This window comes from Mesorhizobium sp. M0276 (assembly GCF_040321755.1).
In the GTDB taxonomy this organism is placed as follows: Bacteria; Pseudomonadota; Alphaproteobacteria; order Rhizobiales; family Rhizobiaceae; genus Mesorhizobium.
In genome coordinates this window covers 112,679-136,909 of sequence record NZ_JAMYSC010000011.1, presented here as the reverse complement: position 1 = coordinate 136,909, position 24,231 = coordinate 112,679, and the positions used below count along the sequence as shown (strand labels likewise).

The 24,231-nt window shown below is 62.2% G+C and carries 23 protein-coding genes and 1 tRNA gene; 15 read left to right on the top strand and 9 right to left on the bottom strand.

Annotated elements, in window-relative coordinates; translation table 11 throughout:
• Nucleotides 1-108 precede the first annotated feature (108 nt).
• The gene (gene secA, locus NKJ01_RS11385; protein ID WP_352727966.1) at nucleotides 109-2,841 is read left to right on the top strand and encodes a preprotein translocase subunit SecA; all 2,733 of its coding nucleotides are present in this window, start codon (nucleotides 109-111) and stop codon (nucleotides 2,839-2,841) included.
• A gap of 156 nt (nucleotides 2,842-2,997) precedes the next feature.
• Here the strand turns inward: secA and NKJ01_RS11380 are convergent, their stop codons facing one another.
• The 4 genes from NKJ01_RS11380 to NKJ01_RS11365 form a co-directional block, all read right to left on the bottom strand.
• A complete protein-coding gene (locus NKJ01_RS11380; protein ID WP_352727964.1) occupies nucleotides 2,998-3,858 on the bottom strand; it encodes a restriction endonuclease in 861 nt (286 codons plus the stop codon).
• Between the two features lie 9 nt (nucleotides 3,859-3,867).
• Nucleotides 3,868-4,107, bottom strand: a complete 240-nt coding sequence (locus tag NKJ01_RS11375; protein ID WP_352727962.1) for a hypothetical protein — start codon at nucleotides 4,105-4,107, stop codon at nucleotides 3,868-3,870.
• A gap of 114 nt (nucleotides 4,108-4,221) precedes the next feature.
• The gene (locus NKJ01_RS11370; protein ID WP_352727960.1) at nucleotides 4,222-4,449 is read right to left on the bottom strand and encodes a hypothetical protein; all 228 of its coding nucleotides are present in this window, start codon (nucleotides 4,447-4,449) and stop codon (nucleotides 4,222-4,224) included.
• A gap of 56 nt (nucleotides 4,450-4,505) precedes the next feature.
• Nucleotides 4,506-7,304: a class I SAM-dependent DNA methyltransferase gene (locus NKJ01_RS11365; protein WP_352727958.1), complete on the bottom strand. Its 2,799-nt coding sequence runs from the start codon at nucleotides 7,302-7,304 to the stop codon at nucleotides 4,506-4,508.
• 493 nt (nucleotides 7,305-7,797) lie between these two features.
• Here NKJ01_RS11365 and NKJ01_RS11360 point away from each other — a divergent pair, with 493 nt between their 5' ends.
• The 4 genes from NKJ01_RS11360 (at nucleotide 7,798) to NKJ01_RS11345 (ending at nucleotide 12,750) form a co-directional block, all read left to right on the top strand.
• Nucleotides 7,798-9,198 carry a lipopolysaccharide biosynthesis protein gene (locus tag NKJ01_RS11360; protein ID WP_352727956.1) on the top strand — a complete coding sequence of 467 codons (1,401 nt, stop codon included), beginning with the start codon at nucleotides 7,798-7,800 and terminating at the stop codon, nucleotides 9,196-9,198.
• Complete coding sequence (locus tag NKJ01_RS11355; protein WP_352727954.1) at nucleotides 9,198-10,478, top strand: GNAT family N-acetyltransferase; 1,281 nt, start codon at nucleotides 9,198-9,200, stop codon at nucleotides 10,476-10,478. The genes NKJ01_RS11360 and NKJ01_RS11355 overlap by 1 nt, the downstream gene beginning before the upstream one ends.
• Nucleotides 10,479-10,712: 234 nt before the next feature.
• A complete protein-coding gene (locus NKJ01_RS11350) occupies nucleotides 10,713-12,059 on the top strand; it encodes a coiled-coil domain-containing protein (protein ID WP_352727952.1) in 1,347 nt (448 codons plus the stop codon).
• Between the two features lie 355 nt (nucleotides 12,060-12,414).
• Entirely contained in the window at nucleotides 12,415-12,750 is a 336-nt protein-coding gene (locus NKJ01_RS11345) for a DUF6968 family protein (RefSeq protein WP_352727950.1), read from the top strand.
• A gap of 16 nt (nucleotides 12,751-12,766) precedes the next feature.
• Here the strand turns inward: NKJ01_RS11345 and NKJ01_RS11340 are convergent, their stop codons facing one another.
• A complete protein-coding gene (locus NKJ01_RS11340) occupies nucleotides 12,767-13,531 on the bottom strand; it encodes a hypothetical protein (RefSeq protein WP_352727948.1) in 765 nt (254 codons plus the stop codon).
• 94 nt (nucleotides 13,532-13,625) lie between these two features.
• Nucleotides 13,626-13,710 (bottom strand) — tRNA-Leu (locus NKJ01_RS11335).
• 254 nt (nucleotides 13,711-13,964) lie between these two features.
• Here NKJ01_RS11335 and NKJ01_RS11330 point away from each other — a divergent pair.
• Complete coding sequence (locus NKJ01_RS11330) at nucleotides 13,965-14,552, top strand: YqaA family protein (protein WP_023757201.1); 588 nt, start codon at nucleotides 13,965-13,967, stop codon at nucleotides 14,550-14,552.
• Between the two features lie 35 nt (nucleotides 14,553-14,587).
• Nucleotides 14,588-15,100 (top strand): disulfide bond formation protein B, encoded by a 513-nt coding sequence (locus NKJ01_RS11325; RefSeq protein WP_352727946.1) that lies wholly within the window; start codon nucleotides 14,588-14,590, stop codon nucleotides 15,098-15,100.
• A gap of 274 nt (nucleotides 15,101-15,374) precedes the next feature.
• Here the strand turns inward: NKJ01_RS11325 and NKJ01_RS11320 are convergent, their stop codons facing one another.
• Together NKJ01_RS11320 and NKJ01_RS11315 are read right to left on the bottom strand one after the other, a co-directional pair.
• Nucleotides 15,375-15,932 (bottom strand): HNH endonuclease, encoded by a 558-nt coding sequence (locus tag NKJ01_RS11320; RefSeq protein WP_006328497.1) that lies wholly within the window; start codon nucleotides 15,930-15,932, stop codon nucleotides 15,375-15,377.
• A gap of 128 nt (nucleotides 15,933-16,060) precedes the next feature.
• Nucleotides 16,061-16,702, bottom strand: a complete 642-nt coding sequence (locus NKJ01_RS11315; protein WP_352727945.1) for a DNA-3-methyladenine glycosylase family protein — start codon at nucleotides 16,700-16,702, stop codon at nucleotides 16,061-16,063.
• Nucleotides 16,703-16,776: 74 nt separating this feature from the next.
• On the opposite strand from NKJ01_RS11315, the gene gluQRS reads away from it, so the two are divergent.
• Together gluQRS and NKJ01_RS11305 are read left to right on the top strand one after the other, a co-directional pair.
• Nucleotides 16,777-17,652 (top strand): tRNA glutamyl-Q(34) synthetase GluQRS, encoded by an 876-nt coding sequence (gene gluQRS, locus NKJ01_RS11310; RefSeq protein WP_352727943.1) that lies wholly within the window; start codon nucleotides 16,777-16,779, stop codon nucleotides 17,650-17,652.
• 146 nt (nucleotides 17,653-17,798) lie between these two features.
• Entirely contained in the window at nucleotides 17,799-18,695 is an 897-nt protein-coding gene (locus NKJ01_RS11305; protein ID WP_352727941.1) for a DMT family transporter, read from the top strand.
• 160 nt (nucleotides 18,696-18,855) lie between these two features.
• On the opposite strand, the gene NKJ01_RS11300 is transcribed toward NKJ01_RS11305, so the two are convergent.
• Nucleotides 18,856-19,707 carry a YihY/virulence factor BrkB family protein gene (locus NKJ01_RS11300; protein WP_032906951.1) on the bottom strand — a complete coding sequence of 284 codons (852 nt, stop codon included), beginning with the start codon at nucleotides 19,705-19,707 and terminating at the stop codon, nucleotides 18,856-18,858.
• A 55-nt stretch (nucleotides 19,708-19,762) separates the two neighbouring features.
• Between NKJ01_RS11300 and NKJ01_RS11295 the strand changes: the two genes are divergently transcribed.
• From NKJ01_RS11295 to NKJ01_RS11270, 6 genes are all read left to right on the top strand, one after another.
• Nucleotides 19,763-20,629, top strand: a complete 867-nt coding sequence (locus tag NKJ01_RS11295) for an SDR family oxidoreductase (RefSeq protein ID WP_352727938.1) — start codon at nucleotides 19,763-19,765, stop codon at nucleotides 20,627-20,629.
• 23 nt (nucleotides 20,630-20,652) lie between these two features.
• Nucleotides 20,653-20,844 carry a twin transmembrane helix small protein gene (locus NKJ01_RS11290; protein ID WP_023757208.1) on the top strand — a complete coding sequence of 64 codons (192 nt, stop codon included), beginning with the start codon at nucleotides 20,653-20,655 and terminating at the stop codon, nucleotides 20,842-20,844.
• A 23-nt stretch (nucleotides 20,845-20,867) separates the two neighbouring features.
• Nucleotides 20,868-21,449: a cob(I)yrinic acid a,c-diamide adenosyltransferase gene (locus NKJ01_RS11285; protein WP_352727936.1), complete on the top strand. Its 582-nt coding sequence runs from the start codon at nucleotides 20,868-20,870 to the stop codon at nucleotides 21,447-21,449.
• A gap of 27 nt (nucleotides 21,450-21,476) precedes the next feature.
• Nucleotides 21,477-22,277, top strand: coding sequence for a rhomboid family intramembrane serine protease (locus tag NKJ01_RS11280; protein ID WP_352728013.1), 801 nt, complete (start codon nucleotides 21,477-21,479; stop codon nucleotides 22,275-22,277).
• A gap of 183 nt (nucleotides 22,278-22,460) precedes the next feature.
• Nucleotides 22,461-23,210: an electron transfer flavoprotein subunit beta/FixA family protein gene (locus NKJ01_RS11275; protein WP_023757211.1), complete on the top strand. Its 750-nt coding sequence runs from the start codon at nucleotides 22,461-22,463 to the stop codon at nucleotides 23,208-23,210.
• 23 nt (nucleotides 23,211-23,233) lie between these two features.
• Complete coding sequence (locus tag NKJ01_RS11270) at nucleotides 23,234-24,163, top strand: electron transfer flavoprotein subunit alpha/FixB family protein (RefSeq protein ID WP_352727934.1); 930 nt, start codon at nucleotides 23,234-23,236, stop codon at nucleotides 24,161-24,163.
• Nucleotides 24,164-24,231 lie beyond the last annotated feature (68 nt).

Sequence of the window (24,231 nt, the reverse complement as noted above, 5' to 3'; positions counted from 1 at the left end):
CAGAACCGTTTTCCGGGCGCTTTTTGCGTTTGTCCACGTTCACGTGGAGTTGATGGGGCCGGCCGGCGCTCATCTCATGTTTGAGAATTCTATCGAAAGGACCATTGGATGGTCAGTCTCGGCGGTCTCGCCCGTAAGGTTTTCGGTTCCTCCAACGACCGTCGGGTCAAATCGACCCGGCCCCGTGTCGAGGCGATCAACGCCATGGAAAACGAGATGCGGGCGCTCTCCGACGAGGAGCTGGTCGGCCGCACCGCGAAATTCCGCCAGGACATCGCCAACGGCGCCACGCTCGATGACCTTCTGGTGCCCGCCTTTGCCACTGCGCGCGAGGCGGCGCGCCGCGTGCTCGGCATGCGGCCCTTCGATGTCCAGCTGATCGGCGGCATGGTGCTGCACAATGGCGGCATTGCCGAGATGCGCACCGGCGAGGGCAAGACCCTGGTGGCGACGCTGCCGGTCTACCTCAACGCGCTCGCCGGCAATGGCGTCCATGTCGTCACCGTCAACGATTATCTCGCCACCCGCGACTCCGAATGGATGGGCCGCGTCTACAAATTCCTCGGCCTCTCGGTCGGCGTCATCGTGCACGGCCTGTCCGACGAGGAACGCCGCATCGCCTATGCGTCCGACGTCACCTACGCCACCAACAACGAGCTCGGCTTCGACTACCTGCGCGACAACATGAAGTACGAGCGCGCCCAGATGGTGCAGCGCGGTCACAATTACGCGATCGTCGACGAGGTCGATTCCATCCTGGTCGACGAGGCGCGCACGCCGCTGATCATTTCCGGTCCGCTCGAGGACCGTTCGGAAATGTACAACACCATCGACACCTTCATCATCCAGCTGCAGCCGCAGGATTATGAAATCGACGAGAAGCAGAAGACCTCCATCTTCACCGAGGAAGGCACCGAGAAGCTCGAGAACCTTTTGCGCGACGCCGACTTGCTCAAGGGCGAGTCGCTCTACGACGTCGAGAACGTCGCCATCGTCCACCACGTCAACAACGCGCTGAAGGCGCACCGGCTGTTCCAGAAGGACAAGGATTATATCGTGCGCAACGGCGAGATCGTCATCATCGACGAGTTCACCGGCCGCATGATGCCCGGCCGCCGCTATTCGGAGGGCCTGCACCAGGCGCTCGAAGCCAAGGAGCATGTGGCGATCCAGCCGGAGAACCAGACGCTCGCCTCCGTCACCTTCCAGAACTACTTCCGCCTCTACAAGAAGCTCTCCGGCATGACCGGCACGGCGCTGACCGAGGCCGAGGAATTCGGCAACATCTACAATCTCGACGTCACCGAGATCCCGACCAATTTGCCGGTCATCCGCATCGACGAGGACGACGAGGTCTACCGGACGGTCGAGGAGAAATACAAGGCGATCGTCAGGGAGATCCGCGAAGCCAGCGCGAAGGGCCAGCCGACGCTGGTCGGCACCACTTCCATTGAAAAGTCCGAGCAGCTGGCCGAGCGACTGCGCAAGGAAGGCTTCACCGGTTTCGAGGTGCTCAACGCCCGCCATCACGAGCGCGAGGCCGCCATCGTCGCCCAGGCCGGCAAGCCGGGCGCCATCACCATTGCCACCAACATGGCCGGCCGCGGCACCGACATCAAGCTTGGCGGCAACGCCGAGATGCGCATCGAAGAGGAACTCGGCGACATGCCGGCCGGTCCGGAGCGCGAAGCGCGCGAAAAGGAAATCCAGGCCGACGTCGAGCGCCTGAAGGAAAAGGCGCTGGCGGCCGGCGGCCTCTATGTGCTCGCCACCGAGCGCCACGAATCGCGCCGCATCGACAACCAGCTGCGCGGCCGCTCCGGTCGCCAGGGCGACCCCGGCCGCTCGAAATTCTTCCTGTCGCTGCAGGACGACCTGATGCGCATCTTCGGCTCCGAGCGCATGGACGGCATGCTGCAGAAGCTCGGCCTCAAGGAAGACGAGGCGATCATCCATCCGTGGATCAACAAGGCGCTGGAAAAGGCGCAGAAGAAGGTCGAGGCGCGCAACTTCGACATCCGCAAGAATCTGCTGAAATATGACGACGTTTCCAACGACCAGCGCAAGGTGGTGTTCGAGCAGCGCATCGAGCTGATGGACGGCGAAGGCCTGAGCGAGACCATCGCCGAGATGCGCGAGGGCGTCATCGACGAGATCGTCGCCAAGGCCATTCCCGAAAACGCCTATGCCGAGCAGTGGGATGTTGCCGGCCTGAAGGCCGAGGCCGCCGAATTCCTCAACCTCGACCTGCCGATCGAAGAGTGGGTCAAGGAAGAGGGCATCGCCGAGGACGATATCCGCGAGCGTATCGCGCAGGCCGCCGACGCCGCCGCCAGGGAGCGCGCCGAGCGCTTCGGCCCCGAGGTGATGAACTATGTCGAACGTTCGGTGGTGCTGCAGACGCTCGACCATCTGTGGCGCGAGCACATCGTCAATCTCGACCATCTGCGTTCGGTCGTCGGCTTCCGCGGCTACGCCCAGCGCGATCCGCTGCAGGAGTACAAGAGCGAGGCGTTCGAGCTGTTCCAGGCGATGCTGGGCAATCTGCGCCAGGCCGTCACCGCGCAGCTGATGCGCGTCGAACTGGTCCGCCAGGCCGCCGAAGCGCCGCCGCCCGAAGCCCCCGACATGTTCGGCACCCATATCGACGGCACCACCGGCGAGAACGACTTCGAAGGCGGCGAGACGGCGCTGCTGATCCGCCCGGAGACAACCGCCATCGTCGCCCCCGAAGACCGCGACCCCAACAACCCTGCCACCTGGGGCAAGGTCGGCCGCAACGAAGCCTGCCCCTGCGGCTCGGGGAAGAAGTATAAGCACTGCCACGGGGCGTTCGCCTAAGGGCGCGCTTTTCCCTTCTCCCCGTCACTATACGGGGAGAAGGTGCCCGAAGGGCGGATGAGGGGCGGCGCGGACGTCAGCGATTAGCCAATCTCCCCACCTGAGGGGGAGATGGCCGGCAGGCCAGAGGGGGGCGCTGTCCCGCTGGCTTGCCCGCTAAAATCCCGCGAAAGCGGCTTCGTCTACCGTCACTTCCTCGACCATCTTCACCCGCACGCCGATCTTCTGATCCTTGAGCAGGTCGCATAATCCGTCCCCATCGATCAAGTCGATGGCCGGAGCTCCGTCGCGCACAGCCTCGCGCCGCGCATCCGCGGTAAATGTACCGGTGGTGATGACAAGACCCTTGTCGGCTCGACCTACCATTGCGCCGCGAAAGTCGCGCACGACGCCTGACCCCACCGAGCCTTTCCAACGCTTACACTGGAACAGCACATGGAACGAAAGCAGGTTGACTCGCAATACGCCGGTTCCGTCGATGCCACCGTCACCGCTTCGCCCGGTCACCTCGACCTTGATAAAGCCGGCCTCACGGAGAATTCTCTGGCACAACCGCTCGAAGGCCGCCGGATCAAGCGCAAGGAGAACGTCGAGCAATTGCTCTCGCCAGTCCTTCAAAGCGATATCAGCTGCTTCCGCTTCAGCCTCAGCACGCTCAGGGGCAGCGACAGTTTTCGCCTTGCGCAATGCCGCGTCGGCTCGCCTGACAAGCCGTACGATTTCTTCCGGATCAAGTGACAGCGATGCACGGCCTTCCGCCGTGAGCGCCCACACGCCGCGCTCGCTGTTGTTCGTGAGGCCCGCATTCTTCAGCCAGCTCCGCGCCCAGGCGCAGCGATAATCGAATTTCGACCTTGGCCCATCGCCAACCAGCACGGCCCGCGCCGTATCGGAAATGTTCATCAACGCAGCCGTCTTGTCGTCGATCTCTTCGATCGAAGCGGAGCCGCCGAGCGCGTCCAGCGCCCTGAGAACAGGCACGAAAAACTCAGCGAAGGGTGGAACGGGCGCTTTCATTTGTCTGCCCTAGGCTGCCTTGCGCGAGGCGAATTTCCCGTCCGGAAGTGTCGTCACCCGACCATAGCGAGCCAGTGTGAGAAGCACCTGCGTCACGCGCTGCTCGATCTTTTTGCCGCCACCCTTGAACGAACGGGCGATAGTCGCGGCGTCGAGCGGGACAGCACTTGCCGAAAGCAACGCTTCCACGGCCAATGGCTGCTCATAGCGATCTTTCGGAAATACTGGCTTACTTTCGTCGATTGCCACCACCGTTTCGCTGAGATCCAACTCGCCGGTCTTGGCCGATGCTCCCTTAGCGAAGCGCGATATCTGATACTCGGGCCTGAGCCAGCGTGTATGGCCGGCCGCTTCTTCCCTCGCCTACGGTTGGCCGGTAGACCTTTCGGATGAGCAGATTCTCGAACGGCTGGCGCCGAGCGGGCGGGCTTCTGCCGTGAACCGGTCCGTCGTCTCGTGGAGTTCCTTCAGGATTAGTACTAATCCGCGCAGCCTGACGTCCTCGTCCTTGCCGGTCAGTTCGTCGCCGGCTTTCAACTTTTCCAAGACATTGTAGAGTGCGGTCAATGTCAGGTCGGAGTGCTCGGCCAACACCCTCTTTCGTTTTCGACCCGTTCCCCTTTCCCGATCTTTCGGAGGCACTACAGCTACAGCTCCGCGAGGTTGGCGAAGAACTCGACGCCTTGCGTTTTGACATACACAGGGTCGTTGCCAACCCCTAGCCAACCACCTGCACGATTAGCCCAAGTTACATGAATGCGAGACGAAAGCATTGCGAGAATCGAGGCATCGTCATCTGTTACTATTACGACTTTGTCGTCGCAAACTATCTCTGAATTGATGAATTGAAACACACGGTGTCGGGCCGTATCAATCGTCCCAATGTAACGCTTGAGGTTCGACAGGGCCGGCCGAAGCTCCGGCCGAGGCTTTCCAAAAAGCCACCAGTTTTCTAGATAGGTAAGCAAGTCCTTACTTGGTTCCCCGCCTTTGGCGCGTTTGTTATCTATGACGGCTTGACGCTCAGCCCTCACCGCCATCAAGTGCTGATATACCTCGGGATAGGCAGATCTTATGTCTTTCTCGTCCAGCCCCCACATATCAATGACCATCCTTTCCGGACGCGTCATTTTAAGGTCCATTCCGTTCTTGTAGGGGCGGATATGGCGCTCCAGTCCAGGCCTCACTCCAAGGCCCAAGTGGTGAGCTTGTTTCCTGTCTATGATGAAACCCCTCCCGTGGAGCTTCACCCCGTCGAAGCAGCATCCCGCGTTGGCGAGGAGGCTGCGCGACTTAGCAATGTCCACACCTGTGGTCAGATCTGGATTGATTAGCCCAACCTTCTTAGAAACTACTATCTCGGGCTGATCACTCGCCAGATCAGCTTCACGGATCACCGATAAAAGCCTGCCTGTTTGTCGAATGCTTTCCACTACGGTCATCGAAATTCGGACTTGGGCAGCACCCCCACTCCGGCGATACCAAGGATGGTCATCAATCGCCCAGATGATTGCCACAGGTCTTTTCGCGGAAAGATGATACGCGACGACGTCGCGACTATATCCCTGAGCTATCTTGTTCGTTGTGACGAACCCAAATCGTCGAATGGTCCGATCGGCCGCGATCTCGGTTGCCGCTTGATCCCACCAGAACATGACAAAATCGGCGCCACCTGAGATATGATCGTATACTCGCCAGATTGTCTGCGCATATTGATCACCCAATTCGCTGCGCATTTCGCTACCCTTGATAAAGGGGGGATTTCCAACGATAAATTCGGCTTTTGGCCAATCCGGGCGACGCGCATTGGGGTAAGTTTCAATACGTCTGCCGTCCTTTTCAACAACCTTGGGCACTGGGTAGCCGTCCCAAGTCAAAACAGCATCATAGCCTTCGCGATGGCCGAAATTGATGTTCTTGAACGCCTGCAAAATGGGTTCTGCCGGATGGCCTGTCCGGGTGCGGTAGTGCTGTTGCAGATAGCCGATCCACACTACCAATTCGGCGATCGCCGCAGCGCGCGGATTGAGTTCTAGCCCGAGGAACTGATGCGGATCGACGGTCTCGCGCTCCAGACCAAGGCTTTCGTTGAAGCCAAGCCGAGCCAGTGTTTCCAGTACCTCGCCTTCTAGCTTCTTCATCAATTCAAGGCTGACATAAAGGAAATTGCCGGTGCCGCAGGCAGGATCGAGCACGCGCGTCAGACAAAGCTGATGGTGGAAGCCGCGCACGATCTCGATCGCTTTGGCGTCGTCGTGCTCATCCTTCGCGGCTTCGGCCTTGGTGAGCGCCTTCTGCCAATCGCCACGTAACGGCTCCATCACCGTAACCTCGACGAGCCGCTGCACATAGGAGCGCGGCGTATAATGTGCACCTAGCTTCTTGCGCTCGCCCGGCTCCAGCGCCTGTTCCAGCAGTGTGCCGAAGATCGCAGGATCGACCTCCGTCCACTTCGCCTTTGCTGCCTGCAGCAGTTCTCCGATTTCTTCACGGCCAAGCGGGAAGGCGCGCGCATTCTTGAACAGATTGCCGTTGAAATAGCGAAGTTCGGCGCGGAACGCCGAGAAGAACCGCTTCTTCTGCTCCGGTTCGTCCATCTTTGCCCACAGTTCCTCGATCAGCGGCACAAATGCGGAAGGCGATTTGACGCAATCCTCCAGCAGTTCGGTGAACGAGCCCTTTGGCAGCAAATCCACATCTTCCGCGAACATCGTGAAGATGCAGCGCATAAGAAAATGCGCCACCTCTTCGGCTGGATGATTTTTCTCCAGCGCCTTGCTGACTTCTGCCAACCGCTTGGCAATCTCGCGCGTGACCCGCGCCGATTCCTTTGCCGGATCAAGACTCGCCGGATCGGTCCAGATACGCGCAAAAAACTCACGCGTTTCCTTGTTCCTCAAATCGTCCAGATAGACGCGAAAACCCTTGCGGTCAGGAAACTGGCTATAGGCGCGACCCGTGCCGGTGAAGTCAGCGAAAACCTCGAACGCGTTACCGACGTCGCAGGCGATGACGAAGGGTGGCGCGGGGTGGCTGGCATCGAGCAGATAGACGTACTCCTCTGCCTGCTTGCGGGCGTTCTGCATCATTACATCCCAGCCGCGCGCGACACTGCGCTTGCCGAGTTGTTCCGGTTCGTCAGCGAACAGTGCGCCCTGCCCCGGAATGGCGTTCTTCGCGCCCGGCAATCGCGACTGTTTGGCTTCGAGTATGAAGCAGCCTTTCTTATAAAGATCGATTCGCTTGGATGAGGCGATTTCGTCGCTTGCACGCCGCCGAACCGCCCGTTCGAACACGTAGTCATTGTGTTCGCGTTCCGCACCGGAGGGTTCAGGACGTGGAACACCGATGACGTCGCAGAATTCGGACAGGAACATCTGATAGTTGGCGCGCTCCGCGCCGCCTTCCCGCGCCGTCCATCTGTGAATAAAATCTTCGACTTGCACGTATTCCCCCAATGGTTGCGAAGAGAAACAGAATTCCTTTTCAACAGCAACCGCACTTTGACGCTATAGCTCTCGATAAGAATGCGTTTTTGTTTAGCCACAGCGCAAATCCCCGAAGCCTGCGCCGCCCCTCATCCGCCTGCCGGCACCTTCTCCCCGTATAGTGCCCAGGGCTATCGCATACGGAATTCCTGAGATGTCTGCCCGGCACGGACCCCCACCCCTAACCCCTCCCCACAAGGGAGGGAGACTTCCGTTGGCGCTGGCCCATGAGAATCGCTTGTCTTTTCGGCGCCAAGAAGAATTAAAGGCACGCGGCAGCGTTCCCTCCCCCTTGTGGGGAGGGTTAGGGTGGGGGTTCTTCTTCGCAAGAATCCATATGCGATAGCCCTGGTATAGGGACGGAGAAGGAAGCCCCTCACCCAACCGTTTCTTAATGTGTCTCCGCTACACCCAACCCTGAAAAAGAAGCGGAAAACGGAGAGAAATCGGGGTGCGCTTTTCCGCGGCCACGACTGCCGGGCGGTTCTTGCCGCAGCGTTGGGCGCTGCGCATGAGGCCGCTGCTTGGCCGCATCGATGCCGTGCTGTTCACCGCCGACGAGCGCGGCGAGGCCGGCCGCATGTCGGTCATCGCCTTCTCCATCCGCATCGTCAGCGCCGTCATCGCCTTCATCAGCCAGGTGCTGATGGCGCGCTGGATGGGCTCGTTCGAATACGGCATCTTCGTCCTCGTCTGGGTGACGATGGTGATCGTCGGCAACCTCGCCTGCCTCGGCTTCCACACCTCGGTCATCCGCTTCATTCCCGAATACCGCGAGCGCGGCCTGATGGACGAACTGCGCGGCATCGTTCTGGCCAGCCGCCTGTTCGTGCTGATCGCCTCCACGCTCATCGCCGGGCTCGGCGCGCTCGGCGTCTGGCTGGCGGCACCCTGGATCGAAAACTACTATGTGATCCCGTTCATCCTCGGCGTCATCTGCCTGCCGATGATCGCCATGTCGGACCTTCTGTCGGGACTGGCACGCGCCAACAGCTGGGCGCTGTTTGCGCTGTCGCCGACCTATCTGGTGCGACCCATCCTGATCCTGCTGTTCATGGCGCTGATGCTGCTGGCGGGCTACGCGCCCGACGCCAGGACGGCGATCTTCGCCTCGATCGCCGCCACCTACGCCACCACGCTCGGTCAGCTCATCGGCGTCACCCAGCGCATGGAAAGGCAGGTCCCGGCCGGGCCGATGAAGGTGCATTTCGCGCAATGGTTCGTCGTCTCGCTGCCGATCTTCCTGGTCGAAAGCTTCTTCTTCCTGCTCACCAATGCCGACGTGCTGATGGTCGGCGCCTATATGGATCCCAACGACGTCGCCGTCTATTTCGCCACGGTGAAGACGCTGGCGCTGGTGCATTTCGTCTATTTCGCCGTCAAGGCCGGCGTTGCCCAGCGCTATGCGCAGTTCACCCATGGCGACCCGCAAAGGCTCGCCGCCTTTGCCCGCGAGACGGTGTCGTGGACGTTCTGGCCATCGCTGCTGATGGCGCTGCTGGTGCTGGCGCTCGGCGAACCGATGCTGGTGCTGTTCGGCCCTGAATTCGGCAGTGGCTATCCCCTGCTGTTCCTGCTCGTCTTCGGCGTCGTGGCCCGCGCCGCCGTCGGCCCTTGCGAGAGCCTGCTGACGATGAGCGGCAACCAGAACATCTGCGCCGCCGTCTATGCCATGACGCTGGCCTTCAACATCGCCCTCAACGTGGTGCTGATCCCGATGTTCGGCCTGTGGGGCGCGGCCATGGCCACCGCCTTTGCCATGATCTTCGAAGCCAGCGCGCTGTCCTTCACGGTGTGGCGCAAGCTCGGCATCGTCATGCTCATCTTCGTGCCTGCGAAAGGAGCCGCGTGATGGCCGCCATCCCGTTGCTTGAGGAAACCAGCGGCGGCAGCGCCGGCGCCATGGTGTCCGGCCTCGCCGGACTGGCCCGCGACCCCGACCCTGCCCATATCGAGATCCTCGCCAACAACCGGCCCGAGCGCAAACTCGCCATCTACCCGGCATCGGCCGGCTTCGACCTGGTCGAGGAGCTGGATTATCTCTGCGCCCGCACGGTCGAGCCCAACGTCTTCTTCAACCCACGCTTCCTGGCGCCGGCCATGCCGCGGCTGGAGGATCGCGAGGTGCGGCTGGCGGTCATCCGCGACGGCGACGAATATCGCAACCGGCTGCGCCTCCTGGCGCCGTTCTCGGTGGAGCGGCCGGCCATGCCGCTCGGCGTGCCGGTCATGCGCACATGGTCGAGCCCGTTCGGTCCGCTCGGCACGCCGCTGGTCGACCGTGACGATCCGGTCGGCGTCGTCGAGGATTTCTTCTCGATGCTGTCGCGCCCGCACCTCAAACTGCCGAAAGTGTTCGTCCTGCCCGATATCCGGCTCGACGGCCCGGCGGCGAGCCTGATTGCCACCGTGGCCGAGACGCGCGGCCTGATGCTGGTCACCACCGGCCAGACGCAGCGCCCGGCGCTGGAGAGCGAAGCCGACGGCGACGACTATCTCAAGGCCTCGCTGCGCCCGCACCATTATCGCGAGTTCCGCCGGCTGAAGCGGCGGCTTGGCGACCTCGGCAGGCTGGAGCATGTCGTGGCGCGCGGGCCCGAAGACATCCGCCACGCCATCGAAAGCTTCCTGACGCTGGAAGCGGCCGGCTGGAAAGGCCGCGAACGCACCGCCATGGCGATCGACCGCTACCGCGCCGCCTTCGCCCGCGAGGCGGTGCACCGGCTGGCCGAGCAGGACATGTGCCGCATCCATTCGCTGACGCTCGACGGCCGCACCATCGCCTGCCTGATCGTCTTCGTCGAAACCGGCGTCGCCTACACCTGGAAAACGGCCTATGACGAGACGCTTGCCGCCTATTCGCCGGGCACGCTGCTGACGATCGAGGTGACCAGGCAGCATCTCGACGATCCCAACATCATGATGACCGATTCCTGCTCCGTGCCCGACCATCCGGTGATGAGCCGGCTGTGGGCCGAGCGCAAGCCGATGGGCACGCTGGTGATCGGGCTGACGCCGGACGCCGACCGCCTCACCCGCCAGGCCGCCTCGCAACTGCACCTCTACCGCGAAACCCGCAACATGGCCCGCCTGCTGCGCAACCGCATGAAGAGCCTGCTGGGACGGCGGTAAGGTGGCCAGGCTCGGTCCCGAGAGAACGGCATATTTCGCTGCAAGCGCTGGATAATTGATAGAGGTGGCCGAGGACTTACTTCGATTCCCAACAGTCGATGCTAATATTGACGTCTGTTCATAAAAAAACGAGATTTTTTCGACAGCACTTTTTCCGTGACAGCCGGCAAAATCTACTCGCAATCTTGTTGTTGATCCGCGATACTTCAGTGATTCGGTAGCGATGAGAGAAAAATGTCGCTGAATCATGAGGCCAACGGCGCCCGGCACATCAGTGCAGAGGCCAGTGCCGTTGTCCGAAGATGCGACGATGACGCGCTGGAAGAGCTGATCCGAAGCATTCAAGCCGGCACGGCTTCGCCTTTCTTCGAAGAGAAGCCCAACGGGTTGACCCAGTCGGACCCGCTGGCTGCTTCCCCCGCTTCAATTCAGACGGGACAGGGCAGGCACGTTTCCTCCCCCTTGTCCCGCCATCAGTCGATTCTGCATTCCGGTGACGATTTGGCCGCCCATTTGAAAGGCGTGGCGCAAGGGCTGGAATTGTCGCGTCAAGCATGGTCCTCCCTGCAAGACTATCTGGTCAGGCTCGATGCGCGGACGCGCCATGCCGACGCGCTCGATACCGAGACATGGGAGTTGCAAGGGGCGACGGCCAGGCTCGAACACCTGCATGATCGCGCATCGAAAGAACTTGAGCGGAAATCGCACGAGCTGTCGATCGCGAGCGCGACCATCGCCGACCTGAAGGTCGAACTCGACAGTACCGGTCAGGCCATTGCGGAGGCCGACAGGCACGCCAACCAGCGCGAAGCGCGGTTCCTCAAGGCGAATGTCGAGGTCGAGCGCCTGGGACGCAATCTGGCGCGGATCTCGGAGCAGCTTGCCGATGAGATCATGGCCAGGCAAGCCGCCGAGCGGGCGCGTGAGGACGTTGCATCGCGGCTTGCCGGCCTGGAACAGGCGGCCATGCTGCTTCATGCCAAGGTCGCGGATTACCAGCTTCTCAACGAGCAACTGACCGGCAAACTGTCGCGGCAGATGGCGGTGCAGCAAGACCTGCAAGCGCGGCTGTCCACGGCCGAGCATGAGCGCGGCGTGCTCAACGATTGCGCCGCCGCCGCGCAAGAGCGGGCCGCGGGGCTCGAGAGAGAATTGCGCTCGCTCCAGCGCCGGACCACGACTCTGCTCGTCGATCACGCCGTGGTGCGCGCACCGGCGAGCCATGTCGGGGACGGTGCCGGGGAAGCCGAGCATTGGCGCCGCGCTTCGCAAGCCGAGATCGCGAAGTTACGCGAGGAGCGCGATGCGGCGCGCAAGGACTATGCCGCGGTGAGGGTTCAACTCGCGGACCTGCGCTTGCGCGGTATGACCGACGAGCTCGTCCATGCCCGTTGCCGCGATGAGAACCGCGACCTTCAACACAGGTTGGAAACGCTAACGCGCCAGGACCGGCACAGCGGACCGGCCGCGGATGTGAGTGCCGATCTCGAACGGGCATTCGACGAATTGGACCTGCTGGCGACCGGTGAGCTTAGCGCGGCCAACGACGGCGATCCCGCCGGAGCGCGCAAAGCGTCTTGATCGCTGAAGGTCAAATTTTTCGGATTGCAACGCCGGTTGTTCGAAAAGGCAGTGGTGCCCCTAGCCGGGGTACTGGGGCTGGATCGAACCAGCGCCTAGACCGAACAATCTCTCAGCGATAACAAGACCTTATGGGCATGCCGCCCCCGAAGTCCGATAGTCTCGATGTACCTCAGTGGGTATCAGGCGCTGTACCTCGGGTCAAGCCTCCTCAGCTCGCGCCATCTCTGGGTGCCATCGTAGCCGGTTTGTGCGCTTCGCCTTTGATCCAATCACTCCGAACGACCGAGTTCGCCCCATTTGCGAACTCTATCGTAACGGCTAAGGTGCACTACTTAGCGGAGGCAGCTCTTCAATGGATCAGCCGTTTGTGTCGCGGACATTCGAGATGGGTGAGCAGGAAATAGCCTGCATATTTCATCGACCGGTACGCGAAGATGATGACCGGTATCGCTGTAATTATGAAATTGCTTTTCCAACATGGAAGCGGGCATTCCGCGCCCTTGGCGTCGACGAGGTTCAGGCCCTTCTTCATGCCATGGGGATGGCGCATGCTGATATTCTTGCCTCTGATGAATATCAGGACCAAAGGCTAATGTGGCTTGAAAGCCGCGATCTTGGACTTCCACTGGCTGGTGGTTTGTCGCCTGAAGATTTTGGTAAATCATCACGAAAACCCCCAAAACCCTGAATTTCAAACTGACCCCCTACCCCGCCTCAACGAACCTGAGGGGTAACTTCGCGGCGATCTCCTCAGCCATCCCCGGCAAGAGCCGTTCGAGGGCCTGACGGGTCCGACAATAGGACTGAGGTCGCCACGAGGGCTGGCCGCTGCGTGTCAGCGCCTTGGCAATGTAGCCCACCGCCCGCTCTGCGCGCTGCTCATCCTTCCGGCGCTCCAGAGGCTTCGGATCGTTCAACGCGAAGCGGTCCTTGAGATAGAGCTTCTTGGCGTCTTCGATGGTCGGCGCGGGTGTCCTGGGGCGGGCAGTGTTGAGCATTCGCACAAGCCGCGTGTCTTCAGCGCTCACCCCCATAGGGTAATCGGTCTCGGGGTCGGTTGGGTACTTAGCTGCGATGCCCTCAACCACAGCGCTGTGCTCGATCCAGTCGCGCGTCTCTTGGTCGTCCTCCACGCCCTCCCTATCATCGTCAGTCGGCTGCCGGTACGGGTTGAGCCCCAGCGCCTTGATCCGTTCGACGGTCTCTTGGAACAACTCCCGCGCGGTCTTGGGGCGGTTGATGCCGCGCACCTCGTCCCATGCCGCTGCCAGCGTCTGCTCGACCTCGCGATGCACTTGCCGGTACTTCACCAGCGCGTCACCCTTGGCATTCCCCAACGGAATGGTGATCTCACCCTTGTCCAGTATAGGTCGCAGCTCTCGCTCGACGACGCGCCGGTAACGATAGCTGGAACTGCCCAGCTTCTTACTCTTGCGCTCCTGCCAGTAATCCACGGTCACGCTACCCATGATGTTTGGACCCCTCAATGTACCTCAACGATGTACCTCGGGGGACGTCTAAGCCCTTGAAAGCCTTGCAATTACTGGGCTTGCCGGTGGTCAGTGGTGCCCCTAGCCGGGATCGAACCAGCACTCCTTGCGGAACTCGATTTTGAGTCGAGCGCGTCTACCAATTCCGCCATAGGGGCTCAGGCCGGGCGGCCTGGATGGCGCGGGACTATACGGTTGGGGGCCCGTTCGTCAACTGGCCAATTCTCCGGCTGGCCAATTCTCCGGCATGAATTCTCCGGCATGCCGGATGCGACCAAACTGCGTCTTTCGATTTCGTGACGGCGCTGCCATTGTGCAGTGCGGCAAATCTTTCTAGACAAGCGGCGCATCAAAGCGCGGCTGCCGGAGAATATCGCTGCGCAATTTTGGGCGACATGCGTTAGGAGTGGCGATGCTTCGCGGACTTTACGACTGGACGTTGTCGCTGGCGGCCCGCAAATCCGCCGAATGGTGGCTGGCCTTCATCGCCTTCGTCGAAAGCTCGGTGTTCCTGGTGCCGGCCGACGTGCTCTATCTGCCGATGGCGCTGTCGCGGCCGGATCGTGCCTACCGCTATGCGCTGATCGCCACCGTGGCCTCGGTGCTGGGCGGCATCGCCGGCTGGTTTATCGGCCACTACGCCTATGACGCGGTGGCGCGGCCGATCCTCGAATTCTACGGCAAATATGACGAGTTCGAGACGCTGCGCGCGGGCGCGGGTGTCGGCTTCATCATCCTGATGCTGATCACTTCGGGCGCGGCCCATTTGCCGCCGATCAAGGTGGTGACGATCCTGTCGGGCGTCATCGGCGTCAATTTGCTGCTGTTCACCGTGCTGGCGATCGTGGCGCGCGGCGGTCGCTTCCTGCTGCTCGCCTGGCTCTTGCGCCGCTATGGCGAGCCGATCCGCGATTTCATCGAAAAGCGCCTCGGCCTGATTGCAGGCACCGCGGCGGCCGCCCTGATTTTGCTCTATATAACAGTCAAATACGCCCTCTGAAGACAGCCATTGCGAGCCGGACGGAGCCGATTGAAATGACAGCGACCATGAATGCCGACGCCGGGCGCCAGCGCACGGCTCTGTTCCTCGCCGTCGCCATGGCCGCCACCGTCGGCTCGGCGCTCGGCTTCCAGTATCTCGGCGGCTACATTCCCTGCCACCTCTGCCTGGAGCAGCGCACACCCTACTACATCGGCGTGCCGCTGATGGTGCTGGCGGCGATAGCATCGATGCTGCACGCACCGGCCTGGCTGACGCGCGGCCTGCTGGCTGTCGGCGGCCTGCTGATGCTCTATGGCCTCTATCTCGGCGTCTATCACTCCGGCGTCGAATGGCAGTGGTGGGCCGGCCCGACCGATTGCACCGCGGGTGCTGGACCGGTCGACACCGGCGGCAAGGGCGTGCTCGACGCGCTCGACAAATTCGTGCCGCCATCCTGCGACAAGGCGGCGCTGCGCATCCTTGGCCTGTCGCTGGCCGGCTGGAACGCCATCGCCAGCCTGATCCTCGCCGCCGTCGCCTTCCGCGGCGCTTTCACGCGCGACTGAGCCAAAATTGGCCAGGCTGAGTCGGATCGCGCGGCGTTCGACGTCCGAGCCAGATCGACCCCCACTCCGTCTCGGCTTCGCCGAGCCACCTCTCCCCCGATCAACGGGGTAGAGGAAGGGCGCGAACTTATTCTAGCCACCGCTCCTCACGCTGGGCTCCCTTCCTCTCCCTCCGGAGGGGGGAGAGGTGGCGCTGCGAAGCAGCGACGGAGTGGGGGAAGCCGGTCCTTAAGCGCGAAGCCGCTGATAAGTGAGCGACCGAGCTGGCCCGATCTCAGGGCTCGAGTTCGACATCCCAGTAGAGATAATCCATCCAGCTTTCATGCAGATGGTTGGGCGGGAACAGGCGGCCGTTATTGTGCAGATCATGCACCGTCGGCTGGAAAGGCTTCTGCAGCGGCCACATCTTGGCGTGCGCCGGCATCATGCCGCCTTTCCTGAGGTTGCAGGGCGAGCAGGCGGCAACGACATTCTCCCATGTCGTGGCACCGCCACGATGGCGGGGGATGACGTGATCGAAGGTCAGGTCCTCCGGCGTGCCGCAATACTGGCACTGGAATCGGTCGCGCAGGAAGACGTTGAAGCGGGTGAAGGCCGGATGCCTCGACGGCTTCACATAGGCCTTCAGGCTGACCACGCTCGGCAGCTTCATCGAGAAGGTCGGCGAGGAGACGGCGTGCTCGTATTCGGCGACGATGTTCACCCGATCGAGGAACACCGCCTTGATCGCGTCCTGCCAGGACCAGAGCGACAAAGGGTAATAGCTGAGCGGACGGTAATCCGCATTCAGCACAAGTGCTGGAAGCCCATCCGGAGATACGGCAACCGTCACGTGTTTACCTCCTTGGTTCTAGAACCGAACGGCGAGGATACTGTAAGCCCGACATGACAGGGATGTGAAGCGGATTGTCGCGTCGTCGAAGCAGCAAAAAGATAGGATTTTCATGCTTTTTTGCGGTTTCAGGCCGGTGGTGCGGCGTCCCGCCCTCTGGTTTCGCGATAATAGGACCAGAAAAGCCGCGATGCGACACCTCGCCACGGGCTCCATGATTCGGCGAGTTGGATCAGTGTTTTCTCCGGCGGACGCGGGTCTATGCCAAGCGCATGGCCGACCGCGCTCTGCAAGGCGACGTCGCGCGCGGGGAAGATGTCGGGATGCCCGGCGGCAAACAACAGGTATACTTCCGCCGTCCACGGACCGATGCCCGGCACCGCCGTCATCGTCGTGATCGCCTCCTGGGCATCGAGCCAACAGAGGTGATGCAGGTCGAGGCCGTCGACCACGGCTTTCGCAATTGCGATCAGGCCACGCTGCTTCGGCCGCGACAGGCCCGCCTCGCGAAACATGTCTTCGCCGGCAGCCAGGATAGCCTGCGGCGTCAGCGGATCGACGAGCTTGGTCAGCCGACCGAAGATCGCATCGGCGCTGGCGCGCGACACTTGCTGTGAAACGACAATCGACGCCAGGCTTCGAAACCCCGGCTCTGAAAGCCGCAGCGGCACCTCGCCGGCCATGCCGCGCACCTTTTCCAGGCGTGGGTCGATCACGCAAAGCGCGTCTAGGCCCCGGGCAATGTCGTTCGATGTCACGATACGCTGCATGCTTTCTTGTTCCTCGACCGGCTGCACGGTAGCAATTGGCAAAACCGCCGCACAACCCGATTGCCGCAGATGAGATGACACTCCTGACATTCCGCTTCGCGCCCAGCCCCAATGGCGAACTGCATCTCGGCCACGCCTATTCGGCGCTGCTCAACCAGAAGCTCGCGACACAGGGGGACGGCCGCCTGCTGCTGCGCATCGAGGATATCGACACGACGCGCTGCACGCCGCAATTCGAGGCCGGCGTGCTTGCCGATCTGAAATGGCTGGGGCTCGCATGGGAAGAGCCGGTGCGCCGCCAGTCCGAGCATTTCGCCGAGTACAAGGCGATGCTTGACCGGCTGATCGCGGAAGAACTCGTCTATCCCGCCTTCATGAGCCGTGGCGAGATCCGCGCCTTCATCACCGATAGCGAAAAGCACGGACGCGACTGGCCGCGCGATCCCGACGGCGTACCGCTCTATCCGGCCGCAGACAAGGCGCTGCCGATGAAGGAACGCAAGCGGCGGATCGCCGAAAACACGCCTTTCGCCTGGCGACTGGATGTCAGCGCGGCCATGGCGCGTGTCGGCAAGGCCCTGTCATGGACCGAGTATTCCGACGAGACGCTGCTTGTGGCACGCTCTATCGAAGCCCGCCCGCAGGAGTGGGGCGACGTGATCGTGGCGCGCCGCGACATCCCGACCAGCTACCACCTCGCCGTCGTCATGGACGATGCGCTGCAAGGCATCAGCCACGTCGTGCGCGGGCAGGATCTGTTTTCCGCCACCGCCGTGCAGCGCCTGCTGCAGGAACTCCTCGGGCTGCCGCAGCCTGCCTATTTCCATCATCGTCTCATCCTCGAGCCGGATGGACGAAAGCTGTCCAAGAGCCTCGGCGATACCGGCCTTGCCGCCTTGCGCCATGCCGGCTCATCACCCGAAGACATCAGGCGGGCAGTCGGGCTTTGAGCCCAGTGACATCCGAGAAACCGCCCGCCAAGTGCACCGGCCGTTGAATTCCGATGATGCATGGATCAACGGTTTCACTTTGCGCGTCGCATTGAAGCGCAGTAGAGCAGCGCCACGTTCAACTTCTCCCAGGCGGTCTCCGGAACATGCACAGCATCAAGCGGTTCATTCCCGCCACCTTCGTCGTCTTGTGGGCGACCGGCTTCATCGGCGCGCGCTATGCCATGCCGTGGGCGGAGCCGTTCACCTTCCTTGCCGCGCGTTTCGTCATCGCCGCCATCCTGCTGGCCGTCCTGATGCTGGTGCTGGGCTCGAAGGGAGCCACCCGCGAGGAGGCATTGCATGCCACCGGCGCCGGCATACTGATGCACGGCGTCTATCTCGGTGCCGTGTTCTGGGCCATCCACCACGGCATGCCGGCCGGCTTTTCGGCCCTGATCGTCGGCCTGCAGCCGCTGATCACGGCGGTGCTTGCCGGCAAGCTTCTCGGCGAGGCGATCCTGCCACGCCACTGGCTTGGCCTTGGCATCGGCCTCGTCGGCATCGTCATCGTGCTGTGGCCGAAGCTCGGCGCGCTCGGCGGCGGCGTAACAGCGGCGACACTGGCCGCTTCGCTGGTCTCGGTGCTCGGCATGAGTGCCGGCACCATCTGGCAGAAGCGCTTCGCATCCGGCGGCGACCTCGTCGCGGCGACCATGTGGCAGTATGTCGGCGGCGCCTCGCTGATGCTCCTGGCTTCGCTCGCCTTCGAGACGCATACGGTCGTCATCAACGGCGAATTGATCTTCGCCATGGCCTGGCTGGTGCTGGTGCTGTCGCTCGGCGCCATCTTCCTGCTGATGGTGATGATCCGCGACGGCGAGATGTCGAAAGTGGCCTCGTTGTTCTATTTGGTGCCGGCGGTGACGGCCATCATCGCCTGGGCCTTGTTCGACGAGCAGCTCAACGCGCTGCAGATTGCCGGCATGGCGATCACCACATTCGGCGTCGGCCTGGCAACGGCGCGGCAGACAAAGGGTGGAATTGTAGAATTGAGGAATTGAGGAATTGAGGAATTGAGGAATTGAGGAATTGAGGAATTGAGGAATTGAGGAATTGAGGAAAATGGGCCCATCTGGCGCTGGGTGCTACCTTCTTTAATTCTTCAATTCTTCAATTCTCCAGTTCCTCAATTCTCCCGTTCCCCGTTCTCCAATTCGGCCGTCATCCAACCCGGGCGCGGGCCTCCAGATAGCGGCTGATCGCGGCATTGAGCTCGCCGCCAAGGATGAAGATCGCCGAGACCATGTAGAGGAAGACCACGGCGATCATGATCGAGGCGAGGCCGGCATAGGTCGTCACGTAGGACGAGAAATGGTCGAGATAGGTGGCGAAGACAGTCGAGCCGACAAGCCATCCGGAAAGCGTGAAGATGATGCCCGGGACGATCGACACCAGGCGACGCTTGCCCGCCGGCAACCAGAAATGGACGGCAAACAATCCGCCGACGATGACCGCCGAGGCGATCACATAACGCCACAGCGTGATGGTGCCCATATAGGGCTTGATCCAGTCGATATGGGCTTCGGCGAGCCGCGCCAGCAGCGGCGCGAACACCAGAAGCACGCTGATCGCCAGAAACCCGGCCGTTGCGATGAGCACGAAGATAATGCTCTGCACCCGGCGGTAAATGATGCCGCGCGTTTCCGAGACACGATAGGCGCGGTTGAGCGACGTGCGCAGCGCCTCGATGCCGTTCGAGGCGAAGTAGGCGGCAAGCAGCACGCCATAGGTCAAGAGATCGGTGCGCCTGACGGTCAGCACATTGAGCACCTCGCGCGCGATCGGCTTGGCGATCTGCTCGGGCCAGGTGTCGAACACAAGGTGCACGGCCGTGTCTGAGAACGCCTGCGCGCCGAGGAAGCTCGCCAGCGTCGTGGCAAAGATCAGGAATGGGAACAGGGCCATCAACGATGTGATCGCCAGATGGCTGGCCATCGCCCAGCCGTCATCGGTGTTGAAATGGCCAAGCGCGTCGTAGAGGACCCGTTTGAGTGCAACGATCTTCCGCAACAAGAACCGTGCCCTCCAATTGTCTCCACGCCGGGAATATGGGAAGGGATTGCGGCAAATGGCAACCCTTGGCGAAACCACGAACAGTTCAACGCAAGAGTTGCGCCCGATCATCGTCACCGGCGCATCTTCTGGAATAGGTGCGTATTGCGCCCGTGCGTTGAAGGCGGAAGGCTGGCGGGTGTTCGCCACGGCGCGCAAGCCGCAGGACATCGCCGCACTTGAGACCGACGGTATCGAGGCTTTCTATCTCGATTATTGCGAACCGGATTCCATCGCCGCGCTGGTGGCGGCGGTGCTCGACCGCACCGGCGGCCGGCTCGATGCCCTGTTCAACAATGGCGCCTATGCGCAAGGCGGCGCCGTCGAGGATCTGCCCGTTGCCGCGCTCAAGGAGCAGTTCGAGGCGAATTTCTTCGGCTGGCATGACCTGACCCGCCGGCTGGTGCCGGTGATGCGCCGCCAGGGGCACGGCCGCATCGTCCACTGCTCGTCGATCCTCGGCTTGATGCCAGTGCGTTTTCGCGGCGCCTATTCGGCGTCGAAACACGCCTTGGAGGCCTTGATGCTGTGCCAGCGCCAGGAACTGGCCGGCAGCGGCATCCATGTCTCTCTGATCGAGCCCGGGCCGGTAAAGTCGAAAATCGCCAGCAACGCGCTTCCCTGGTTCTTGAAGAACATCGAGCACGAGACTTCAGTCCACCGCCTCGACTATGCGGCGCAACTGGAGCGGCTGCGGGCCGGCGGCAGTCAATCGGCCTTGAAACCCGGACCGGAGGTGGTTCATGCGGCGCTGCGCCATGCACTTCTGTCGCGGCGCCCGCGCCCGCACTATGTGGTAACAGTGCCGGCCAGGATCGGTGCGGCGCTCAAACGCATCCTGCCCGCTTCGATGCTCTATCGCCTGCTCGCCAAGCGAGCCTGAAGCCAACAACTGGAAACGCAATAATGGCATCCGTCTTCAACATCCTCGCCATCCTGGTCATGGTCGCCGTGGTGATCGTCCTCGTTCGCGGACTCATCAACATGATGCGAGGCGGTTCCGGCTTCACCTCGAACAAGCTGATGCAGACGCGCGTTCTGTTGCAGGCCGTGGCGCTGGCGCTGATCCTGCTTGCGGTGTATTTCACCCGCAAGTGAGATATCGGCTGCCGGGAGGCGACGTGGTCAAGCTCAACAAGATCTACACCCGCACCGGCGATGACGGCACCACGGGTCTCGGCACCGGCGAGCGGCGACTGAAATCCGATCTGCGGGTGGACGCCTACGGCACCGTCGACGAGGCCAATGCCTGCATCGGCATCGCCAGGATCCACACGGCATCGAGCCACCCCGCGATCGACGCCATGCTCTCCCGCATCCAGAACGATCTATTCGATCTCGGCGCGGATCTCGCTGTGCCCGACGACGGCAAGCCGCTCGGCTATGAGCCGCTTCGCATCGTCGCCGTGCAGACCGATCGGGTCGAGAAGGAGATCGACCTGCTCAACAAGGGGCTCCAGCCGCTCAAATCCTTCGTGCTCAATGGCGGCACACCGGCGGCCGCCGCCCTGCACCTCGCCCGCACCGTGGCACGGCGGGCCGAACGGCTGATGGTGGCCCTGGCCCAGGACCCGAACGAACACGTCAACCGCGACGGACTGAAATACATCAACCGCGTCTCGGATTTCCTGTTTGTCGCCGCCCGGGCGGTCAATGACAACGGAAACGCCGACGTGTTATGGGTTCCGGGCAAGAACCGCTGATTGTCGAAAGCCGAAAGGGCCTGCGGCATGTTCATCCCGCTCTACGATACCAACAGGCTGCGGCACATCAGGCTGCAATATGTGACGATCGGGCTGATCGCGGTCAACGCCCTGGTCTACCTCGCCACTGCGATCGGCGGCGAGAATTTCTCCAATGCCGCCGTGCTTGGCCTCGGCTTCATCCCCTCGGTCGTGCATGACACCGCCGAACTCGACCCGCGCTTTGTCGTCATCCCCGAAAGCCTGAGCTATCTCAGTTATTCCTTCCTGCACGCCGACATCTTCCACCTCGGCGGCAACATGCTGTTCCTGTGGGTGTTCGGCGACAATGTCGAGGATGCGCTCGGCCACATCCGCTATCTCATCTTCTACCTGTTGTGCGCCGTTGCGGGAGCGGCCTTCCAGGGGCTCGTCGCCTGGGATTCGCAGGTGCCGCTGATCGGCGCGTCCGGGGCCATCGCCGGCGTGGTCGTCGCCTATCTGATCCTTTATCCAAGAGTAAAGGTCTGGGTGCTGGCCTTTGCCCGCATCCCGTTGCGCATTCCGGCCTTCATCCCGCTCATTCTGTGGGTGCTGTTCCAGGTGGTGATGTTTGCCGCCGGCGGCGAGGATCAGATCTCCTGGGCCTGCCACATCGGCGGCATCATCGCCGGCGCCGTTCTGGTGCTCATATTGCGCAGCCGCGGTGTGCCGCTGTTTGCAGGCCCTGACGAAGATGTCGCGCCCAGCGCTCCCAACCAACAGCCGGTTGCCACGGAACCGCTGATCCCCGACCCACCCGCCGCGACACCGCGCTGGGGGCGAGGAAACGCGTCCAGCTCGGACTGAACCGATTTGAGCAGCTTGCGGCGTATTGACGTGCAGGGTTGCCGCAACTACGGAAACGTCTCCGCCGCAGCCTAAGGCGGTCAAAGACCAGAATTTCCATCCGGAATGTCGGCTTTCGACAACTCAGCAGGGGCGCAGGCTGCTATAGGCGCGCCCAACTATCTCAAGAGAGGTGACAGGCAAATGAAGATCCTTGTGCCCGTGAAGCGGGTTGTGGATGCGAATGTGAAGGTTCGCGTGAAGGCCGATGGTTCGGCGGTTGAACTCGCCAACGTCAAGATGGCGATGAACCCGTTCGACGAGATCGCGGTGGAAGAAGCAATCCGGCTGAAGGAAGCCGGCAAGGCGGAAGAGATCATCGTTGTTTCGATCGGCCCGCAGCAGGCGCAGGAAACCCTGCGCACCGCGCTCGCCATGGGCGCCGACCGCGCCATTCTGGTCAAGACCGACGAGCAGACCGAGCCGCTCGGCGTCGCCAAGGTGCTGAAGGGCGTGGTCGAGGCAGAGCAGCCCGGCCTCGTCATCCTCGGCAAGCAGGCGATCGACGATGATTCCAACCAGACCGGCCAGATGCTGGCGGCGCTTCTGGGCTGGGCGCAGGGCACCTTCGCTTCCAAGGTCGTGCTCGACGGCGACAAGGCCAAGGTGACGCGCGAAGTCGACGGCGGCCTGCAGACCGTGGAATTGAAGATGCCGGCGATCGTGACCGCCGACCTTCGCCTCAACCAGCCGCGCTATGCCTCGCTGCCCAACATCATGAAGGCCAAGAAGAAGCAGCTCGACGAGAAATCGCCCGCCGACTACGGCGCTGACGTCAAGCCGCGCCTCAAGGTCATCAAGACCGAGGAGCCAGGTGGCCGCAAGGCGGGCGTCAAGGTCAAGAGCGTCGCCGAACTGGTCGACAAGCTGAAGAACGAAGCCGGCGTTTTGTGAGCGATCGGGAAGGAACAGATAAAATGGCAATTCTCCTCATCGCCGAACACGACAACGCCACCCTTTCCGACCAGACCGCCAAGGCGCTGTCGGCGGCCCTGCAGATCGGTTCGGACGTGCATGTGCTGGTGGCTGGCAAGAGCGCCAAGGGCGCAGCCGATGCTGCCGCCAAGCTGAAGGGCGTCACCAAGGTGCTGCTCGCGGAAGCCGACGAACTCGCCGAGCGTCTCGCCGAACCGACGGCGGCACTCGTCGTGTCGCTGGCAGGCGCCTACGACACCATCATCGCGCCGGCGACCTCGTCGGGCAAGAATGTCGCGCCGCGCGTGGCTGCCCTGCTCGACGTCGCGCAGGTCTCCGAAATCATCGAAGTCATATCGCCCGACACCTTCAAGCGGCCGATCTATGCCGGCAACGCCATCCAGACGGTGCAGTCGAGCGACGCCAAGAAGGTGATCACGGTGCGCACCGCCTCCTTCCAGGCAGCACCCGAGGGCGGCTCGGCTTCCATCGAGACCGTCAAGGCCGCGGCCAATCCGGGCCTGTCCACCTTCGTCGAGAACAAGCTCTCGGAGACCGACCGTCCGGAACTGACCTCGGCCAAGATCATCATCTCAGGTGGTCGCGCACTGGGTTCCTCGGAAAAATTCCAGGAGGTCATCCTGCCGGTCGCCGACAAGCTCGGTGCCGCCGTCGGCGCTTCCCGCGCCGCCGTCGACGCCGGCTATGCGCCGAACGACTGGCAGGTCGGCCAGACCGGCAAGGTCGTCGCCCCCGATCTCTACATCGCGGTAGGCATCTCCGGCGCCATCCAGCACCTCGCCGGCATGAAGGATTCGAAGGTCATCGTCGCCATCAACAAGGACGAGGAGGCGCCGATCTTCCAGGTTGCCGACTACGGCCTCGTCGGCGATCTCTTCGTCATCCTGCCGGAGTTGCAAAAGGCGCTTTGACGCTTTCTGCCAAAGCGTATTAAATAGTGAGGGCGGGGTAGACGAAGTCGCCCCGCCCTTTTAGTTTG

Excerpts from the sequence above, each read along its gene's own strand:
- NKJ01_RS11340 (WP_352727948.1), bottom strand. The coding sequence starts at position 13,531 with ATGGGTAGCGTGACCGTGGATTACTGGCAGGAGCGCAAGAGTAAGAAG.
- NKJ01_RS11280 (WP_352728013.1), top strand. The coding sequence starts at position 21,477 with ATGTTCATCCCGCTCTACGATACCAACAGGCTGCGGCACATCAGGCTG.
- gluQRS (WP_352727943.1), top strand. The coding sequence starts at position 16,777 with ATGACACTCCTGACATTCCGCTTCGCGCCCAGCCCCAATGGCGAACTG.
- NKJ01_RS11275 (WP_023757211.1), top strand. The coding sequence starts at position 22,461 with ATGAAGATCCTTGTGCCCGTGAAGCGGGTTGTGGATGCGAATGTGAAG.
- NKJ01_RS11355 (WP_352727954.1), top strand. The coding sequence starts at position 9,198 with ATGGCCGCCATCCCGTTGCTTGAGGAAACCAGCGGCGGCAGCGCCGGC.
- NKJ01_RS11325 (WP_352727946.1), top strand. The coding sequence starts at position 14,588 with ATGACAGCGACCATGAATGCCGACGCCGGGCGCCAGCGCACGGCTCTG.
- NKJ01_RS11345 (WP_352727950.1), top strand. The coding sequence starts at position 12,415 with ATGGATCAGCCGTTTGTGTCGCGGACATTCGAGATGGGTGAGCAGGAA.
- NKJ01_RS11305 (WP_352727941.1), top strand. The coding sequence starts at position 17,799 with ATGCACAGCATCAAGCGGTTCATTCCCGCCACCTTCGTCGTCTTGTGG.
- NKJ01_RS11295 (WP_352727938.1), top strand. The coding sequence starts at position 19,763 with ATGGCAACCCTTGGCGAAACCACGAACAGTTCAACGCAAGAGTTGCGC.
- NKJ01_RS11330 (WP_023757201.1), top strand. The coding sequence starts at position 13,965 with ATGCTTCGCGGACTTTACGACTGGACGTTGTCGCTGGCGGCCCGCAAA.
- NKJ01_RS11380 (WP_352727964.1), bottom strand. The coding sequence starts at position 3,858 with ATGAAAGCGCCCGTTCCACCCTTCGCTGAGTTTTTCGTGCCTGTTCTC.
- NKJ01_RS11315 (WP_352727945.1), bottom strand. The coding sequence starts at position 16,702 with ATGCAGCGTATCGTGACATCGAACGACATTGCCCGGGGCCTAGACGCG.
- NKJ01_RS11270 (WP_352727934.1), top strand. The coding sequence starts at position 23,234 with ATGGCAATTCTCCTCATCGCCGAACACGACAACGCCACCCTTTCCGAC.
- NKJ01_RS11290 (WP_023757208.1), top strand. The coding sequence starts at position 20,653 with ATGGCATCCGTCTTCAACATCCTCGCCATCCTGGTCATGGTCGCCGTG.
- NKJ01_RS11350 (WP_352727952.1), top strand. The coding sequence starts at position 10,713 with ATGTCGCTGAATCATGAGGCCAACGGCGCCCGGCACATCAGTGCAGAG.
- secA (WP_352727966.1), top strand. The coding sequence starts at position 109 with ATGGTCAGTCTCGGCGGTCTCGCCCGTAAGGTTTTCGGTTCCTCCAAC.